Origin of the sequence: Streptomyces sp. CA-146814, from assembly GCF_050942385.1 — a bacterium.
Lineage (GTDB): Bacteria > Actinomycetota > Actinomycetes > Streptomycetales > Streptomycetaceae > Streptomyces.
On sequence record NZ_CP192068.1, the window covers coordinates 6,204,350 to 6,220,606 of the forward strand.

A 16,257-nucleotide genomic window follows, 5' to 3' on the forward strand; every position below is an offset into this window, starting at 1 on the left:
CGACCGTAGAGGGGAAAGAGGCTCCGGCACATGCCCGGCGGACCGGTGCACTCTCAGGAGCGGGATACTGATGGCATGCGGTTGACGATTTTCTGGGAGCGGATGGCGGACCACTTCGGTGGTGCGTACGCGGACTCCTTCGCCCGTGACCATGTGATGGCCGAGCTCGGCGGCCGTACGGTGCACCAGGCACTGGACGCGGGCTGGGACGCGAAGGATGTCTGGCGCGCGGTCTGCACGGCCATGGACGTTCCCGCCGACAAGCGCTGACCCTTGCCGTCACCGGGCGTTCTCCGGCCGGGGACCGGTTGTCGGTGGCGTAGGCGAGACTTGTCCCGTGTCATCGACAGACGAGAGCGCTCCGGCCCAGCCTTCCGACGCCCCGCCCGCCGGGCCTCCCGCGCCACCGTCCGGCCCGGGGCCCGCCCGCATGCCGGGCTGGCTGCCGCGCGCGATGGTCCTGGCCCTCGCGCTCTACGCCTGCTTCCAGCTCGGCAGCTGGGCGTTCGACCAGCTCATCGGGTTGCTGACCAATGTGCTGATCGCGTTCTTCCTCGCGCTCGCCATCGAGCCGGCGGTCGGCCGGATGGCGGCCCGCGGCATGCGCCGTGGGCTGGCCACGTTCATCGTCTTCATCGGACTGATGATCTTCAGCGCCGGGTTCGTCGTCCTGCTGGGGTCGATGCTCGCGGGCCAGATCGTCGACATGGTCGACGACTTCCCCGAGTACATCGACTCGGTGATCAACTGGGTCAACCACACCTTCCACACCGAGCTGTCGCGGGTCCAGGTCCAGGACAGCCTGCTGCACTCCGACTGGCTCCAGAAGTACGTCCAGAACAGCGCCTCAGGGGTGCTCGACGTCTCCACCACGGTCCTGGGCGGACTGTTCCGGCTGCTGACGATCTTCCTGTTCTCGTTCTACTTCGCGGCCGACGGCCCCCGGCTGCGGCGCGCCCTCTGCTCCGTACTGCCGCCGGCCCGGCAGACCGAGGTGCTGCGCGCCTGGGAGATCGCGGTCGACAAGACCGGTGGCTACCTCTACTCGCGCGGCCTGATGGCCCTGATCTCCGGCGTCGCGCACTACATCCTGCTGGTCGTCCTCGGCGTGCCCTACGCTCCGGCGCTCGCGGTCTGGGTGGGGCTCGTCTCGCAGTTCATCCCCACCATCGGTACGTATCTGGCGGGCGCCCTGCCGATGCTGATCGCCTTCACGGTCAACCCCTGGTACGCGCTGTGGGTGCTCGGCTTCGTCGTGGTCTACCAGCAGTTCGAGAACTACGTCCTCCAGCCCAAGCTGACCGCGAAGACCGTCGACATCCATCCGGCGGTCGCGTTCGGTTCGGTGGTCGCCGGAACCGCCCTGCTGGGAGCCGTCGGCGCGCTGATCGCCATCCCCGCCGTCGCCACGCTCCAGGCGTTCCTGGGGGCCTATGTGAAGCGGTACGACGTCACCGACGACCCCAGGGTGCACGGCGGACACCGACCGCGGCGCGGCGAGTCGGCCGTCTCCCGGATACGCCGGGCGCTCGGCGGCCCCGGTCAAAACCCCCCGGACACGCCCTAGGCAGTGTCTTCAAATGATCACCGCTGGTGGATCATGGTGTCGTGATACGTCGCCATGAACTGTCGGATGCCGAGTGGGAGTTCGTCCGGCCGCTGCTGCCCGCGTCGTTGCGGGGACGCAAGCGGTTGGACGATCGCAGGGTCCTGAACGGGATCGTGTGGAAGTTCCGGACCGGGACGGCCTGGCGGGACGTGCCCGAGCGCTATGGCCCGTGGGCCACGCTGCATACGCGTTTCCGCAGGTGGGCGGCGGACGGGACGTTCGACCGGATGCTCCGCGCCGCCCAGGCGAAAGCGGATGCGGCGGGCGACGTCGACTGGCTGGTGTCCGTCGACTCGACGATCGTCCGCGCTCACCAGCACGCGGCCGGGGCCCGAAAAGGGGCTCCGCGACCCGGCCCTCGGCCGGTCAAGAGGCGGTCTGACCAGCAAAATCCACCTGGCCTGTGACGGGCGGGGCCGACCCCTGGCATTCGTGGTCACGGGTGGAAACACCAACGACTGCACCCGGTTCACCGCCGTGATGGAAGCGATCCGCGTGCCCCGGATCGGACCCGGCCGTCCCCGGGTCCGGCCCGATCACGTCCTGGGCGACAAGGGCTACAGCTCGAAGGCGATCCGCGCCTGGCTCCGTCGCAGGGGCATCGCCCACACGATTCCCGAACGGGCCGACCAGGCCCGCAACCGGGCCCGGCGAGGCAGCCGCGGAGGCCGCCCGCCGGCCTTCGACCGCGAGGTCTACAAGCACCGCAACGTCGTGGAACGGTGCTTCAACCGCCTGAAGCAGTGGCGCGGGATCGCCACCCGGTACGACAAGACTGCCGAGTCCTACGAAGCAGCTGTCACGCTCGCGTCACTCCTGATGTGGGCGTGACATTTGACGACAGGCCCTAGGACGGCGTCAGAGGTACGAGGGACGCGTCACCCGGTGGCGGAAGGTGTGCCAGGTCCAGGCCTGGGCGGCGACCAGCAGCGGGCAGAACGCGAGCAGGACGGGGACGAGCAGGGTGAGCGTCGCCCGGTCCGCCGCGTGCGCCGCCGGATGCAGTGCCGGGCCCGCGAACAGCGGCAGGGCGGCCATCAGGACGGCGGTCAGGGCGAAGGACCGGCCCGCGCCGGTCCGTCCGACGAGCCGGTGCGCCCGGGCCCAGGGCCGCCCGGTCAGGCGCAGGGCCGCGAACCCCAGACCGTGTGCGGCGAACAGCGCGGCGACGGCGAGCGCGGTCACGGCCCCGACCGGGGCTGCGGCCGTACGCTCCGGCGCACCCGCGAACAGCGCGGCCAGCAGCCACCCCCAGGCCAGCGCCACCACCCAGCTCCCGCACACCACCGCGCCGTCGCACCCAGCCCGCCACCGCCGTCCACCGCCCCGCCCGCGCAGCCACAGCCCGGCGTCCCGCACCATCCACCCGGCGACCAGCGGCACGACCACGGTGAACTGGGCGCTCAGCAGCTCGCCCTCCAGGACCGGGAAGCAGCCCACGAGCACGCCCGCGGCGGCGACCAGCCACACCTCGTTGCCCAGGAAGAACGGCGCGAAGGCGGCGATCACCAGGCGTCGTTCGCCCTCGTCCGCGCCCAGGTACGGCAGCAGCATGCCGGTGCCGATGTCCGCCCCGGCGAGGACGAAGTAGCCGGTGGCGAAGAAGGCAAGCAGGCAGACGGCCAGGGTGTCCACGACGGCTCCTCAGTAGCGGGGGGTGAAGGGCGGCGGAGGTGCGGCGGGCCCGCCGGGACGCGGAGCGGCCGGGGCTTCCGGAGCGCTTACGGGATCCGCGGAGAGCCGATCGTCGTGGCCGAGTCCCGTCTCCACCGGCCCCAGGCGCGCGTGGCGCAGGAGCAGCCATCCGTTGACGACGGCCAGTGCCGCGAACAGCACGGTGAAGGTGATCAGTGAGGCGAGCATGGTGCCGTGCGAGTGGCGGGAGACGGCGTCCTCGGTCTTCAGCAGCCCGTACACCACCCAGGGCTGCCGTCCGGCCTCCCGGAAGACCCAGCCGCTGACCATCGCCAGGTACGGCAGCGGAACGGTGGCCATCAGCACCACGTGCCAGAGCCGGAAGCGCTCGACGGCCTTGCGGAAGCAGGCGAGCAGGGTCCCGGCCAGGGAGAGGTACATCATCAGCGCGAACGCCAGGAGCATCACCAGGGCTCCGCCGCGCGTCCACACCTCGGAGGGTACGTAGTCGCCGGGGCCGAACCGGGCGACCATCTCCGCCTGGAGTTCGGCGATCTCCGCCGTCCTCCCGCTGAAGACGGCGGACTTCATCGGCTGCAGATCCGTCAGTGAGGCCAGCTGGACCCCGCCGAACCCCGCCGTGACCCACAGGGCGGGAAAGGAGACGAACACCCCGATGCGCAGACTCCGGACGAAGAACGCGACTTCGGGAGTGCGCCGGAAGAGGTGGTAGGCGCTGACGCCCGCCATGAAGAAGCCGGCTGTCAGCAGCGCGCCGCCCAGGATGTGCCCGAAGGCCAGCAGTGCACTGGGGTTGGTGAGCAGCGCTCCGGCGTCCGCGAGGACCAGCTTGCCGCTCTCGGCGCGGTGGCCCACGGGGTTGTTGAGGAAGCCGTTGGAGACGAGGATCCAGTATGCCGACACGCAAGCGGTGAGGGCGACGACCCAGATCGTCGCCAGGTGGACCCACCGGTTGAACCGGTGCCAGCCGAAGATCCACAGCCCCAGGAACGTCGACTCCACGAAGAACGCGACGATCGTCTCGACGGCCAGTGAGGCGCCGAAGACATTGCCCGCGTAGTGCGTCAGACCGCTCCAGCTCAGCCCGAACTGGAACTCCATCACCAGCCCGGTGATGATGCCGACCGCGTAGTTGATGACGTACAGCTGTCCCCAGAACCGCACCATCCGTTGATGCGTTGCCTTACGGGTGACCGTGGCGGCTGTCTGGAGGCAGGCCACCAGGAGGGTCATGCCCAGCGTCAGGGCGACGAAGAGGAAGTGGCCCCCGGCGGTGAGGGCGAACTGCAGCCGCGCGAGGTCGAGCGATTCCGGATCCACCCAGGAAGCCTCGGTGCACGGTTCGGTGGCGCGCGTCGGCCCGGGGAGGACAACGCGCCTACTACGGGAGTTGCGGGCGCGCCCGTCCGCGTACTACGGAAGTTGGCACCTCGGCCCGCGCTTGGTCGGCCCGCGCTCGATCGCTCTCAGGCCAGCCAGCCGGGCGTGATCATGCCCGACTCGTAGGCGAGGATCACCAGCTGGGCCCGGTCGCGGACGCCGAGCTTCGTCATGATCCGGCTGACATGGGTCTTGGAGGTGGCGGGGCTGAGCACCAGCCGGGCGGCGATCTCGTCGTTGGAGAGCCCGGCCCCGACCAGCCCCATGACCTCGCGTTCCCGCTCGGTGAGGGCGTTCAGGCGCGGACCCGGCTCGGGCTGCTTCCGGCGGCTCGCGAACTCCGAGATGAGCCGCCGGGTCACGGCCGGGGCGATCAGGGCGTCGCCCCGCGCCACCACCCGTACGCCGTGCAGCAGTTCCATCGGCTCGGTGTCCTTGACCAGGAAGCCGGAGGCGCCGGCGCGCAGGGCTCCGTAGACGTGGTCGTCCATGTCGAAGGTGGTCAGGATGATGACCCGGACGTCCGCCAGGCGCGGGTCGGTGGTGATGCGGCGGGTGGCCTCCAGGCCGTCGGTGCCGGGCATCCGGATGTCCATCAGCACCACATCCGGGCGCTGTTCGTGGGCCAGGGCGAGGGCCTGTTCGCCGTCGGCCGCCTCGCCGACGACCTCGATGTCGTCCTCGTCGGACAGGATCGAGCGGAAGCCCGCCCGTACCAGGGTCTGGTCGTCGGCCAGCACTACGCGGATCATTCGGTCCCCTCGATCGGCAGCCGGGCGCTCACGGCGAAGCCCTGTGCGGTGTTCCGCGCCGTCAGCTCGCCGCCGAAGGCCCTGGCACGCTCGGCCATGCCCCGGATGCCGCTGCCGGCCGGAGAGCCCTCAGGGGAGCCCTCTCCGTCGTCCTCGATCCGTACCCGTACGGCTCGTTCGTCGGTGTGGTCGACCGTCACCACCGCACCGGTCGCCCGCGCGTGCCGGGTGACGTTGGTGAGCGACTCCTGCACGATCCGGTACGCCGCCAGGTCGACCGGAGGCGGCAGCGGACGCCGTTCGCCCTCGGTGCGCAGCCGGACCTCGATGCCGGTGGCGCGGGCCCGTGCGACGAGTTCGTCGAGCCGGTCGAGCCCTGAGACGGGTGAGGTCGGGGCCGTCTCGTCGGGCTTCCGCAGCGCGCCGAGGGTGGAGCGCAGCTCGCGCAGCGCGTCCTTGCTGGTGGCCTTGACCGCCTCCAGGGCCTCCTCGGCGGCGGACAGGGCCGCTGCGGGCTCCGGGTTCTTGCTCAACTTGTGCAGGACCGCGCCCGACTGCACGTTGATCAGCGAAATGCTGTGTCCCAGGACGTCGTGCAGCTCCCGGGCGATGCGCAGCCGCTCCTCGGTCGCGCTCTGCTCGGCCCGCGCCTCCTGCTCCCGCTCCGCGGCCAGCGCCCGCTGCTCCACCTCGCGGAGATAGGCACCACGGGTCCACTGGGCCCGGCCCACGGCGACGAGGCTGACCAGCCAGCCCGCGAGCATGAACAGCGACATGTCGTCGATCTGCCGGTTGCCGTCGTGCTGGCGCGCCTCACCGAAGCCGACGGCGATCAGAGTGACCACGCTCAGGGCGACGGCGGCCGTGAACCGCCCCTCGGCGGCCGCCGTATAGAGCGCGAGCGCGAACGTGACCATAAGAGGGCCGTCGTACACGGACAGCGGGTAATAGACGACGCACACGGCCAGCGTCACGGCGGCCACGGCGACGGGTGCGCGGCGGCGGAAGTACAGGGCGGCGCAGCCCACCGCGATGAGCGCCCAGCCGATCACCGTGCGGTTCAGCGGCTCGCTCTCGTATCGCATGGTCAGCAGCGTCCAGACCACCACGAGCAATGTGACGGCGGCGGTCACCCCGATGTCGGCCGTGCGCGCGGACAGGCCACCACCGCGTGGACCGGAAGGGAGGGACATGTCAGGAAGGATAGGCGCGGAGTACGGGACGGCGGCGGTCGGAGGTCAGCGGTAGCCCGTGACGTCGGCGGGCAGTCCCCGGTCCTGGACCTCGGTCAGATACCGCCAGGCGTCGGGCCGGCTGCCGTCGGTGTCGGTGAAGCCGTAGACCTGGGCGAGCTGCCCGCTGGAGAGCGACCGGCCGTTCCAGCGCGCCACCTCCGGATCGCGGGCGAGGGCGGCCACGGCCCGGCCCACATAGGCGGGGGACTCGGAGATCGCGAAGTGGGGCGCGTGCGCGACCGCGTCGCGCCAGGTGGCCTCGGTGACGCCGTGGGCCTGGAGCATCGCCTCGGAGCGCAGCCAGCCGGGCGTGAGCGCCACGGCGGTCGCACCGTGCGGCGCGAGCTCATGGGAGAGCGCGAAGGCCATCCGGTTCACGGCGGCCTTCGCCAGGTCGTAGAAGAAGGAGACGCGGTAGGTGGCCGCGTTGTACTCGTCCGTGCCGTCGGTCATCTCGACGACCAGGGTGTGTCCGGCGGATCAGGGCCGGATAGGCCGCAATGTAGGGCACGTGTTCCGTCAGGGCCCGAGCTGCGAGCCGATCTCGGTACGGGACGACACCCCCAGCTTCCGCAGGGCACGCGCCACATGGTGCTCGACCGTCCGGTGCGAGAGGACCAGCTCGCGCGCGATCTCACGGTTCGAGAGGCCGAGCGAGGCCAGCCGGGCCACCGCCCGCTCCCGGGGCGAGAGATGGTCGCCGTACCCCAGCGCGCCGGGCCGGCGGACGGTGACCTGGCCGTGTTCCCGCAGCCCGCGCTGACAGCGCAGCACATCCCATACGGCGTCGATGTCCTGGTAGGCGGCGATGGCCTCGTGCAGCACCGTACGGCCGCCCGTCGCCCCGGCGGCCAACAGCCGCAGCCCCCAGGCCTCCCGGACGTACGCGGCCTCGTAGGGCCGCTCCAGATCCGTCCAGGCGTCCGTGGCGGCCGCGTACAGGCCGTCGGAGCCGCCGGACCCGGCCTGGAGGCCGGACGCCGCGGTGAGCAGCGCCCGGCAGGTCAGCAGGGCGGCCCGGGCGGCCGGCGCGTCCCGGCCGGTGATGCCGTCGGCCAGCTCCGCGACGAGGAGGTGCGCCTCACCGGCCCGGCCGTCCCGGACCAGCGCCTGGACGGCCGACGGCGCGAGGGCGCTCGCCCAGACCCACGCACCGGTACGGCGGACGTGGTGCAGCGCCCCCTCCACCGCCTGGACGGCCTGCGCGGGGCGGTCGGCGGCCAGATGGACGCGCACCACGGCGGCCGCGGCGGAGGTCAGCACGATGCCGGTGTCCAGGGCGGTGGTGCGCACGGCCCGTTCCAGGAGGCGGCGCGCCACATCGGTCTGGCCCTTGGTGTGCAGGCGTAGCAGCCCGCAGACCAGCAGGGCCTCCGCGTGGAAGTCGGGCACGTCCCCGTACTGCTCCTCGGCGCGCTCGGCCCGCTCCAGCAGCCCTTCCCACCGGCCGCCCGTGAAGGCGGCGAGTATGTCCGTGGTCTCGACGAACGCTTCGAGGTACGGGGCGTGGTTCGTCCGGACGGCCTGCCACGCCCGGGCCTGGAAGGCGCGGGCACGCACCGGATGGCCGAGAGCGGTCGCGGCCCCCGCCAGATTGGCGTGCACCCGCGCCGCCGCCTCGCCGGTGAGCGTGCCGGGCAGATCGGCCACCGCGTCCCACGCCGACGGGTCGCCCATCAGGGCCAGGGCGGTCGCACGGTTGGCCAGCACGGCCGAACGCAGGTCCTCCTCGCCGACCCGCGGCAGCAGCCGCTCCGCCTCGGCCAGCAGCCGCCGGTGCTCGCCGAGCGGCCAGCCCTTGAGCGAGGGGATCGCCATGATCGCCAGCGCCCGCGCGGCCTGTCCCGTCGACACGGCGAGGAGATCGGGAACGGCCCGAGCTATCTCCTCCAGCGCCTCCAGACCGGAACCCGACTGGTTGCGCAGCAGCAGCCCCAGGAGCAGGCGGATCTCGCCGCTCGGCCCGGGACCGAGGGAACGCTGATCGAGCACCTCCCGCAGGGCGGCGGGCACCTGCGGGCCGGGCCGGGCGTTCAGCGCGACGCGGGCCAGCTTCAGGGCGATCCGGTCGCGGACGACGGCCGATGGCCCGCCGCGCAAGGCGTCGAGATAGCCGTCCGTGGCCCCACCGGCGTCCCCGCCCCGGGCGGCGCGGTCCGCGGCCGCCTCCAGGAAGCGCACCGCCTCGGTGGAGAGGCCGGCGCACCGGTAGTGCTCGGCGACCCGCACCAGCGGGAGAGGACCGCCGTGCCGGGTGAGGGCGCGGGCCGCGCGCAGGTGCAGTACGGGCCGTTCCGGCTCGGCGACCGCCTCGTACACAGCTCTGCGCGCCAGGCCGTAAGGGAAGACATAGGAGCCGTCCACCGCCCGTACGACGTCTTCCTTGAGCGCTGCGGCGAGCGCACTGCGGGTCTCCCGCTCGCCCAGCCCTGCCACCGCTCCCAGCAGATGCAGGGGCGCGGGGTCGCCGAGAACCGCTGCCGCGCCGGCCACCCGCCGCGCGTCCGGAGGAAGGTGACGCAGCCGCTCCACGACCGCACGGCGCACGGAGGCGGGCAGCGGAGGCTCAGGCACCCGCGTTGTTCCGGCCGGGCGCGTCGGGGAGTCCGGCCACCGCCGGAGCACCTCCTCGATGACGTAAGGGAGGCCGCCCGTCCACCCGTGCAGCCGGTCGGCGAACTCCTGAGGCACCGTCCGTACACCGAGCAGCCCGGCGGCCATCACACCCGTCTCCGCCGCCGACAGCGGCGCCAGGTGCCGTTCCACCAGCGCCACCTGGGGCGGCGGGCGCAGCGGGAAAGGGAGCCCGTCGCCTCCCGCCGCGTCGGTGTGAGGAAGGGGCCGGCCGCGCGCGGTGAGGACGAGCCCCAGCTCCGGCGGCGGGTCGGAGACGAGCGTACGGAGGAAGGCGACCGTGCCTTCGTCGGCCCACTGGACGTCCTCCACGGCCAGAACCACGCTCCCCAGGGATGCGGTCAACGCGCACAGGGCCCGCAGAACGCGGTGCCGTCCGGCGCGCGGATCGTCCAGGGGCGGGAGAGCGGGCGGCAGGAGAGCGGCGAGGTCGGGCAGCAGTCCGCGCAGCGCTCCGGTCACCGGTGGCAGGTCTTCCGGGCGGGGGCGGCAGCGGCTCAGCGTCTCCAGGAGGGGCGCGTACGGGAAAAGGGCGTCCGATTCCTGGCAGCGGGCTACCAGGGCTCCCGACGGCGGTGTCCCGTCGAGGAGTTCGCGGACCAGCCGGCTCTTTCCCACGCCTGCCTCGCCGGTGATCACCACGACGGACGGCCGCCGGCCGAGCTCCGGGCGGAGGCCGTCCAGGAGCGCGGAACGCCCGATGAGGGCACCTGGCAGGGGGATCGGCGGGTCGGCGTTCACGGCTTCCTTCCGGCCTCGCGGGAGCTCTTGCGCATGATGGCGCTTCGCGGCGGTGGGGCGAAAGAGGAGTGACGCCTGCGGCGCATGTGCGGACGCCGCAGGCGTCCCCCAGACCGGCCGGTGAGGTTCGCGGAGAGGTCTCACCGGCCGGGTTCGCCGGGATCCAGCAGGGTTCGGGACATGGATCGCCGGCGGTCCGGTGGGGTGTTACCGAGGGGTGCGGGTCAGAACTCGAGCGACTATCAGAACTTCAGCGACCAGGAGTTCAGCGTGCCGGTGTCGTTGACCCAGTTGTCGCTCACCCGCAGCTTCCAGGACCCGTTGGCGGGCTTGGACGCGGCGTTCACGGTGAAGGTGCCGCGTACGTCGTCGGCGCTGTCGTTGGCGTTGTAGTCCTTCAGCCGGAAGACACCGCCGTCGGGCGCGACGAGGTCGACCCGCAGGTCACCGCGGAAGGTGTGCCGGATGTCGACCGTGACGGAGAGCGTCGCGGGCGCGTTGCCCGTGATGCCGCTCACGGTGATGGGGGACTCGACGGTCGCGTTGTCGCGGATCGGGTAGCCGGTGGTGTTCTCGAAGGTCCTGCCGGTGGGCGGAGGTGTGGTGTCGCCGTCGTTCGGGACGTACAGCAGACGGTTGGGCGACCCGGTCTTCGCGTCGGTGACCTTGTTCGGTGTGGCGTCGGCGATCAGCCGGTCGTGGACCTGCTTGGGCGTCCAGGACGGGTTGGCGGAGAGGATGAGGGCCGCCGCACCCGCCACGTGCGGGGAGGCCATGGAGGTGCCGCCGTCGGAGCGGGAGCCGGTGTCGTTCAGGTGGGAGGCGGAGACGATGTCGGAGCCGGGGCCGAAGAGGTCCAGGCAGGTGCCGTGGTTGGAGGACTTGCCGCTCGGCCAGATCGACCGCGCGTCACGGCTGTCGGTGGCGCCGACCGTCACCGCGCTCGGCACGGCCGCCGGCGAGGTGTTGCAGGCGTTGGCACCGTCGTTGCCCGCGGCGACGACATAGGTGACGCCGGAGGCGATCGACTTGGCCAGCGCGTCGTCGACCGAGGAGGTGCGCCCGCCGCCGATGCTCATGTTGGCGACGGCCGGCTTGACCGCGTTCTTCGTCACCCAGTCGATGCCGGCGAGCACCGGGGCCCAGGTGGAGCCGGAGGAGCCCTGGCAGTTCAGGACCCGGACGCCCACGAGCTTCACGGCCTTGGCCACGCCGTACGTCGCACCGCCGACCGTGCCCGCCACATGGGTGCCGTGCCCGTTGCAGTCCTGGGCCACGGCGTCGTTGTCGATGAAGTCGTAGCCGTTGGCCGCGCGGCCGCCGAACTCCCGGTGCGAGGTGCGTATCCCGGTGTCGAGCACATAGGCCGTCACGTCGGAGGCGGTGTTGGGGTACGTGAACTTCCGGTCACCCGGCAGGTCACGCTGGTCGATGCGGTCCAGGCCCCAGGTCGGGTCGTTCTGGGTACCCAGGGCGTACGCGACTCCGTCGGCCTCCACCCGGGCGACCGAGGGGTCGGCGGCCAGCTTCCGGGCCTGCTCCTCGTCCACCTTCACGGAGAAGCCGCGCAGGGCGGCGGTGTAGGTGTGGCCGATCTTGCCGCCGTGCCGACCGGTGAGGGATCTCGCCACCTTGTCGACGTCGGCTCGTGCCACCGAGTCCTTGAAGGTGACGATGTACGAACCCTTCACCGCGCCGGCCCGGTCGGCGCCCAGGATGCGCCCTTCGGTGGGCGGGGGCGTGGGTGCCGCCCCGGCCGTACCGGCACCGGCGATCAGTGCGCCGACCGCACACGCGGCAGCGGCGACACGCCACACCGCAGCTTGAGACACCATGCGATTCCTCCTGAGGGGTTGGCCGGGACCGGCTCCGGTCCCGGCTGGGCCCGCGCACGGCGAACACCGGGCACGGGCGAAGGAAGGGGCGCGGCGGAGGCTCCGGACGATTGCGACGTCGACCTCGTACGGCGGATGCCGATCTTGGGGGGCCGGCAGATGTACGAGGGGCGGAGCCACCGCCGCCTCAGGAAGAATCGAGCCCTGGGGGCAGGTCGAACAATGCGTAGGTGTACCCAACCGTTCCGGCAGCGTTCCGGCCCGGCCGGGCCCCGCCTGTCCGACCGCCCGGCCCCGCGTGGTGCGCTTGACACCGAAATCGAACATCCATTCTCATGGATTTCGGCCGGGTTTTTCCGGGCCCGACCGTGGAGTTGTCCACAGGCCGGGAGGACGTCGAGGCCCATTGTCAGTGGCAGGGGTTAGCGTCTTTGACGTGAAGCGATCGACTCAAGCAAATCGGGTGGAACCCATGGCAGGAACCGACCGCGAGAAGGCGCTGGACGCCGCACTCGCACAGATTGAACGACAGTTCGGCAAGGGCGCGGTGATGCGCCTCGGCGAGCGGCCCAACGAGCCCATCGAGGTCATCCCCACGGGATCGACCGCCCTCGACGTCGCGCTCGGCGTCGGCGGCCTGCCGCGCGGCCGCGTGGTGGAGGTGTACGGACCGGAGTCCTCCGGTAAGACGACGCTGACGCTGCACGCCGTGGCGAACGCGCAGAAGCTCGGCGGCTCGGTGGCGTTCATCGACGCCGAGCACGCGCTGGACCCGGAGTACGCCAAGAAGCTCGGCGTCGACATCGACAGCCTCATCCTGTCCCAGCCGGACAACGGTGAGCAGGCTCTCGAGATCGTCGACATGCTGGTCCGCTCCGGCGCGCTGGACCTGATCGTCATCGACTCCGTCGCGGCCCTGGTGCCCCGTGCGGAGATCGAGGGCGAGATGGGTGACTCGCACGTGGGTCTCCAGGCCCGTCTGATGAGCCAGGCCCTCCGCAAGATCACCAGTGCGCTCAACCAGTCCAAGACCACGGCGATCTTCATCAACCAGCTCCGCGAGAAGATCGGCGTGATGTTCGGCTCGCCGGAGACCACGACCGGTGGACGGGCGCTGAAGTTCTACGCCTCGGTGCGCCTCGACATCCGCCGGATCGAGACGCTCAAGGACGGCACCGACGCCGTCGGCAACCGCACCCGCGTCAAGGTCGTCAAGAACAAGGTCGCGCCGCCCTTCAAGCAGGCTGAGTTCGACATCCTCTACGGCCAGGGCATCAGCCGCGAGGGCGGGCTGATCGACATGGGCGTGGAGCACGGCTTCGTCCGCAAGGCCGGTGCCTGGTACACGTACGAGGGCGACCAGCTCGGCCAGGGCAAGGAGAACGCCCGCAACTTCCTCAAGGACAACCCCGACCTCGCCAACGAGATCGAGAAGAAGATCCTGGAGAAGCTGGGTGTCGGGGTCCGGCCGGAGGCCGAGTCCGCCGAGTCGGCAGCGGAAGGAGCCGCGACCACGGGAGCGGCGGCGGACGGTGCGGCGAAGCCGGTGACCGCTGCGGCCACCAAGGCGAAGCCGGCCAAGACCGCGGCGGCCAAGAGCTAGGCCGTGACACGTCGTACGGAGTGGCCGGGCAGCCCTGCGGAGCCCGGAGGCGGCCCCGACGGCCCCGAATTCGTCGACGGGCCCACCGACGGGTCCGCCTACGAGCCGGGGACCGGTCGCGGGGCGCGGTCCGGGCGCCGCTCACGCGGGGGAGCGGACGCGGGCGGCGGGTTCGGCGAAGGGGCGGGCCGCCGTGCCCGCTCCACCACCAGAAGCAGCGGTTCCCCCTCCTCGTCGAGGGCCGAGCAGGGGGAGCCGCGTGACCGGCGGGACAAGGGGGAGCCGCGCGATCCGGTCGAGAAGGCGCGCAACATCTGTCTGCGCCTGCTCACCGGGACGCCGCGCACGCGCAAGCAGCTCGCGGACGCCCTGCGCAAGCGGGAGATCCCGGACGAGGCGGCCGAGGAGGTCCTCGCACGCTTCGAGGACGTCGGGCTGATCGACGACGCGGCCTTCGCCGGGGCGTGGGTGGAGTCCCGGCACCACGGCCGGGGCCTCGCCCGCCGCGCCCTCGTCCGCGAGCTGCGCACGAAGGGCGTCGAGCCGTCGGTGATCGACGAGGCGGTCGGGCAGCTCGACGCGGACCAGGAGGAGGAGACGGCCCGGGAGCTGGTGGCCCGCAAGCTCCGCTCCACCCGTGGCCTGGACCGCGACAAACGACTGCGCCGCCTCGCGGGCATGCTCGCCCGCAAGGGGTACGGGGAGGGCATGGCCCTGCGGGTGGTGCGCCAGGCGCTGGAGGAGGAGGGCGAGGACACGGAGGGTCTGGACGAGCCGTTCTGAGGGGGCGGGGCGGGACAGGATCTGTCGTCAGGATCTGTCGTCGTGCCGGGGCCGTAGGTGGTCAGTGTCCGGCTGCCGCCGCGCGGCGGGCGGCCGCGTCGATCAGGGCCAGCGCGTCCGCGGCGGTGCGGCCCGGTGCGCGGTTCCACGGGCCGATCAGGCCGGGCCAGCCCTGGGAGCGGAGCTCGGTGATCAGCCAGGCGCCGGCCCGGTCCACGGTGGCAGCGGAGCCGTAGCCGAGTCGGTGCGCGGTGAGCAGCGCGCCACACACACAGCGGGCCCCACGGGCGTTGCGCAGGCGGTACGGGGTGTTCTGCCAGCCCCACTCGGCGAGGATCTGCCGGGCGTGGCCGAGGTGGACGGAGGGCCTCAGATCGGTCTGGCCGACCCGTCGCCAGGCGTGGACACGATCGGGCAGGACCGCACCCAGCCGGCCGGGGAGGGGGCGCTCGGCCGGAGGCGCCGCCGGCAGTGCCCGCAGCGTGTCCGCGATGAGCCGGTCGACGGGGACGGACAGCAGGCTCCGCCAGTCGGAAGGATCGCCCGCTGCCTCCGCCGGGGGCTGCGTGTGGGCCGGTTCCGTACGGTCCGGCGGGGACGCCACGGGCTCGGGGGCGGTGTGCTCCCACCCCGAGACGATCCTCTGCCACGCCTGTGTGTCGTACAGCTGGGAGGCTTGGGCGTCGAGCTGGTCGGGGGTGAGAGCGGGAATCGCCATAAGTGCGTCATCTCCGTACATTTCGCCTCTGTATGAGGTGAATGTCGGTCGCTTACGGCGATCGCTCTACCGGAGTGTGGCGTTCGGGTGTGTCCCGCTCAGTGTCCCGCTCAGAAATGCGCCATGGGCAGGAATGAGGGAGGGGGCGGCCACGTCACGCCCGTGGCCGCCCCCTCACCAGCCCTGCATCAGCCGCCGTCGGTGCCCGGCGACACCGGAAGGCCCGCCGCGCGCCAGGCCTGGAAGCCGCCGATCAGGTCGGTGGTCCGGTGCAGCCCGAGCTGCCGCAGTGACGCCACCGCGAGGCTGGACGCGTACCCCTCGTTGCAGATGACGACCACCGGGAGGTCGTGGCTCACCGCCTCGGCGGCGCGGTGGCTGCCCTGCGGGTCGAGCCGCCACTCCAGTTCGTTGCGCTCCACGACCAGCGCGCCGGGGATGAGCCCGTCCCGCTCCAGGAGCGCCGCGTACCGGATGTCCACCAGCAGCGCCCCGTCCGTCGCCGCCGCGGCAGCCTCGTGCGGGCCGATCCGCTCGTAACCGGCCCGGACCCGCTCCAGCAGCTCGTCGATGCCGACCTGTTCCCCGGAGGCCACCCGTTCCGTGGAGACCACCTGTTCCCCAGCGTCCACCCGTTCCCCAGCGTCCACGCGCTCCGCCCCGCCCTTGTCGCCGCCGCTCACTGCCAGTCCTCCGGGCTCTCGGTCTGCTCCAGCCGCAGCACGGCACCGGTCCGGCTGAACCGGCGGATCCGTGGCAGCGGCGGATAGTACGCGTGGATGGATACGGCGTGCACGCTGTCGGACTCGTTGAGGACCTCGTGCACGTGGTTCTGCCCGAAGGCCCGGCCCTGACCGGCCGCCAGCTCCCGTGACCGGTCCACCCCTTCGTTCAGCTCCAGGGTCTTCCAGCCGTCGGTGGGCAGCCGCACGGCGAGCGAGTGCTCCTTGAGGGTGCCGGACGCGGTGGTGAAGGCGCCGACCGAGTCGGCGTGGTCGTGCCAGCCCGTCCCGGTCCCCGGCGGCCAGCCGATCAGCCACGCCTCGCTGCCGCCGGGCCCGTCGAGCCGCACCCAGGTGCGGCCCTCCGGATCCAGCGGGAGGGAGGAGATGAGCGCCGTGTCCTCGGCGGTGCGGCGTACGAAGTCGAGCAGCTCAGCGACCGTGGGCCCCGAGGAGGCGGCACGGGCCGAGCCGACCCGCGCGGAGACAGCGGGAGCGGAAGCCACCGCGGTGGCGGGAGAGGGTAGGGAGGCGGCGGCCGTGGGCACGGCGGAGGAAGGGGAAGACACAGGGACCGTCCTGAGAGTTC

The 16,257-nt window shown here is 72.1% G+C and carries 13 protein-coding genes and 2 pseudogenes; 5 read left to right on the forward strand and 10 right to left on the reverse strand.

Features of this window, described 5'->3' with window-relative positions; translation table 11 throughout:
* Positions 1 to 75: 75 nt before the first annotated feature.
* The 3 genes and pseudogenes from ACQP09_RS27830 (at position 76) to ACQP09_RS27840 (ending at position 2,440) form a co-directional block, all read left to right on the forward strand.
* Positions 76 to 270, forward strand: coding sequence for a DUF3046 domain-containing protein (locus tag ACQP09_RS27830; RefSeq protein ID WP_404069496.1), 195 nt, complete (start codon positions 76 to 78; stop codon positions 268 to 270).
* A 160-nt stretch (positions 271 to 430) separates the two neighbouring features.
* Positions 431 to 1,567, forward strand: a complete 1,137-nt coding sequence (locus tag ACQP09_RS27835) for an AI-2E family transporter (protein WP_433406784.1) — start codon at positions 431 to 433, stop codon at positions 1,565 to 1,567.
* Positions 1,568 to 1,608: 41 nt separating this feature from the next.
* A pseudogene (locus ACQP09_RS27840) lies at positions 1,609 to 2,440 on the forward strand (IS5 family transposase).
* A 27-nt stretch (positions 2,441 to 2,467) separates the two neighbouring features.
* On the opposite strand, the gene ACQP09_RS27845 reads toward ACQP09_RS27840, so the two are convergent.
* From ACQP09_RS27845 to ACQP09_RS27875, 7 genes and pseudogenes are all read right to left on the reverse strand, one after another.
* Positions 2,468 to 3,244, reverse strand: a complete 777-nt coding sequence (locus ACQP09_RS27845) for a cytochrome d ubiquinol oxidase subunit II (protein ID WP_433404411.1) — start codon at positions 3,242 to 3,244, stop codon at positions 2,468 to 2,470.
* A gap of 9 nt (positions 3,245 to 3,253) precedes the next feature.
* A complete protein-coding gene (locus tag ACQP09_RS27850) occupies positions 3,254 to 4,585 on the reverse strand; it encodes a cytochrome ubiquinol oxidase subunit I (RefSeq protein ID WP_433404413.1) in 1,332 nt (443 codons plus the stop codon).
* A 146-nt stretch (positions 4,586 to 4,731) separates the two neighbouring features.
* The gene (locus ACQP09_RS27855; RefSeq protein WP_433404416.1) at positions 4,732 to 5,397 is read right to left on the reverse strand and encodes a response regulator; all 666 of its coding nucleotides are present in this window, start codon (positions 5,395 to 5,397) and stop codon (positions 4,732 to 4,734) included.
* The gene (locus ACQP09_RS27860) at positions 5,394 to 6,590 is read right to left on the reverse strand and encodes a sensor histidine kinase (protein WP_433404418.1); all 1,197 of its coding nucleotides are present in this window, start codon (positions 6,588 to 6,590) and stop codon (positions 5,394 to 5,396) included. Before ACQP09_RS27860 ends, ACQP09_RS27855 begins: the two co-directional genes overlap by 4 nt.
* Before the next feature lie 45 nt (positions 6,591 to 6,635).
* Positions 6,636 to 7,097, reverse strand: a pseudogene (locus ACQP09_RS27865) (short-chain dehydrogenase); the annotation flags it as partial.
* Positions 7,098 to 7,151: 54 nt separating this feature from the next.
* Positions 7,152 to 10,007 (reverse strand): ATP-binding protein, encoded by a 2,856-nt coding sequence (locus tag ACQP09_RS27870; protein WP_433404420.1) that lies wholly within the window; start codon positions 10,005 to 10,007, stop codon positions 7,152 to 7,154.
* Between the two features lie 242 nt (positions 10,008 to 10,249).
* On the reverse strand, positions 10,250 to 11,842 hold the full coding sequence (locus tag ACQP09_RS27875) for a S8 family peptidase (RefSeq protein ID WP_432151661.1): 1,593 nt from the start codon (positions 11,840 to 11,842) through the stop codon (positions 10,250 to 10,252).
* 472 nt (positions 11,843 to 12,314) lie between these two features.
* On the opposite strand from ACQP09_RS27875, the gene recA reads away from it, so the two are divergent.
* Positions 12,315 to 13,445 carry a recombinase RecA gene (gene recA, locus ACQP09_RS27880; RefSeq protein WP_433404423.1) on the forward strand — a complete coding sequence of 377 codons (1,131 nt, stop codon included), beginning with the start codon at positions 12,315 to 12,317 and terminating at the stop codon, positions 13,443 to 13,445.
* A gap of 3 nt (positions 13,446 to 13,448) precedes the next feature.
* Complete coding sequence (recX, locus tag ACQP09_RS27885) at positions 13,449 to 14,228, forward strand: recombination regulator RecX (protein WP_433404425.1); 780 nt, start codon at positions 13,449 to 13,451, stop codon at positions 14,226 to 14,228.
* Between the two features lie 61 nt (positions 14,229 to 14,289).
* On the opposite strand, the gene ACQP09_RS27890 is transcribed toward recX, so the two are convergent.
* From ACQP09_RS27890 to ACQP09_RS27900, 3 genes are all read right to left on the reverse strand, one after another.
* Complete coding sequence (locus ACQP09_RS27890) at positions 14,290 to 14,946, reverse strand: DUF6197 family protein (RefSeq protein ID WP_433404428.1); 657 nt, start codon at positions 14,944 to 14,946, stop codon at positions 14,290 to 14,292.
* 188 nt (positions 14,947 to 15,134) lie between these two features.
* A complete protein-coding gene (locus tag ACQP09_RS27895) occupies positions 15,135 to 15,578 on the reverse strand; it encodes a rhodanese-like domain-containing protein (protein ID WP_433404430.1) in 444 nt (147 codons plus the stop codon).
* A gap of 47 nt (positions 15,579 to 15,625) precedes the next feature.
* Positions 15,626 to 16,237, reverse strand: coding sequence for a cysteine dioxygenase (locus ACQP09_RS27900; RefSeq protein ID WP_433404432.1), 612 nt, complete (start codon positions 16,235 to 16,237; stop codon positions 15,626 to 15,628).
* Between the last annotated feature and the right edge of the window lie 20 nt (positions 16,238 to 16,257).

Bases quoted from the DNA above. Each gene is read 5' to 3' on its own strand.
- ACQP09_RS27830 (WP_404069496.1), top strand. From the start codon at position 76: ATGCGGTTGACGATTTTCTGGGAGCGGATGGCGGACCACTTCGGTGGT.
- ACQP09_RS27835 (WP_433406784.1), top strand. From the start codon at position 431: ATGCCGGGCTGGCTGCCGCGCGCGATGGTCCTGGCCCTCGCGCTCTAC.
- ACQP09_RS27855 (WP_433404416.1), bottom strand. From the start codon at position 5,397: ATGATCCGCGTAGTGCTGGCCGACGACCAGACCCTGGTACGGGCGGGC.
- ACQP09_RS27860 (WP_433404418.1), bottom strand. From the start codon at position 6,590: ATGTCCCTCCCTTCCGGTCCACGCGGTGGTGGCCTGTCCGCGCGCACG.
- ACQP09_RS27875 (WP_432151661.1), bottom strand. From the start codon at position 11,842: ATGGTGTCTCAAGCTGCGGTGTGGCGTGTCGCCGCTGCCGCGTGTGCG.
- recA (WP_433404423.1), top strand. From the start codon at position 12,315: ATGGCAGGAACCGACCGCGAGAAGGCGCTGGACGCCGCACTCGCACAG.
- ACQP09_RS27890 (WP_433404428.1), bottom strand. From the start codon at position 14,946: ATGGCGATTCCCGCTCTCACCCCCGACCAGCTCGACGCCCAAGCCTCC.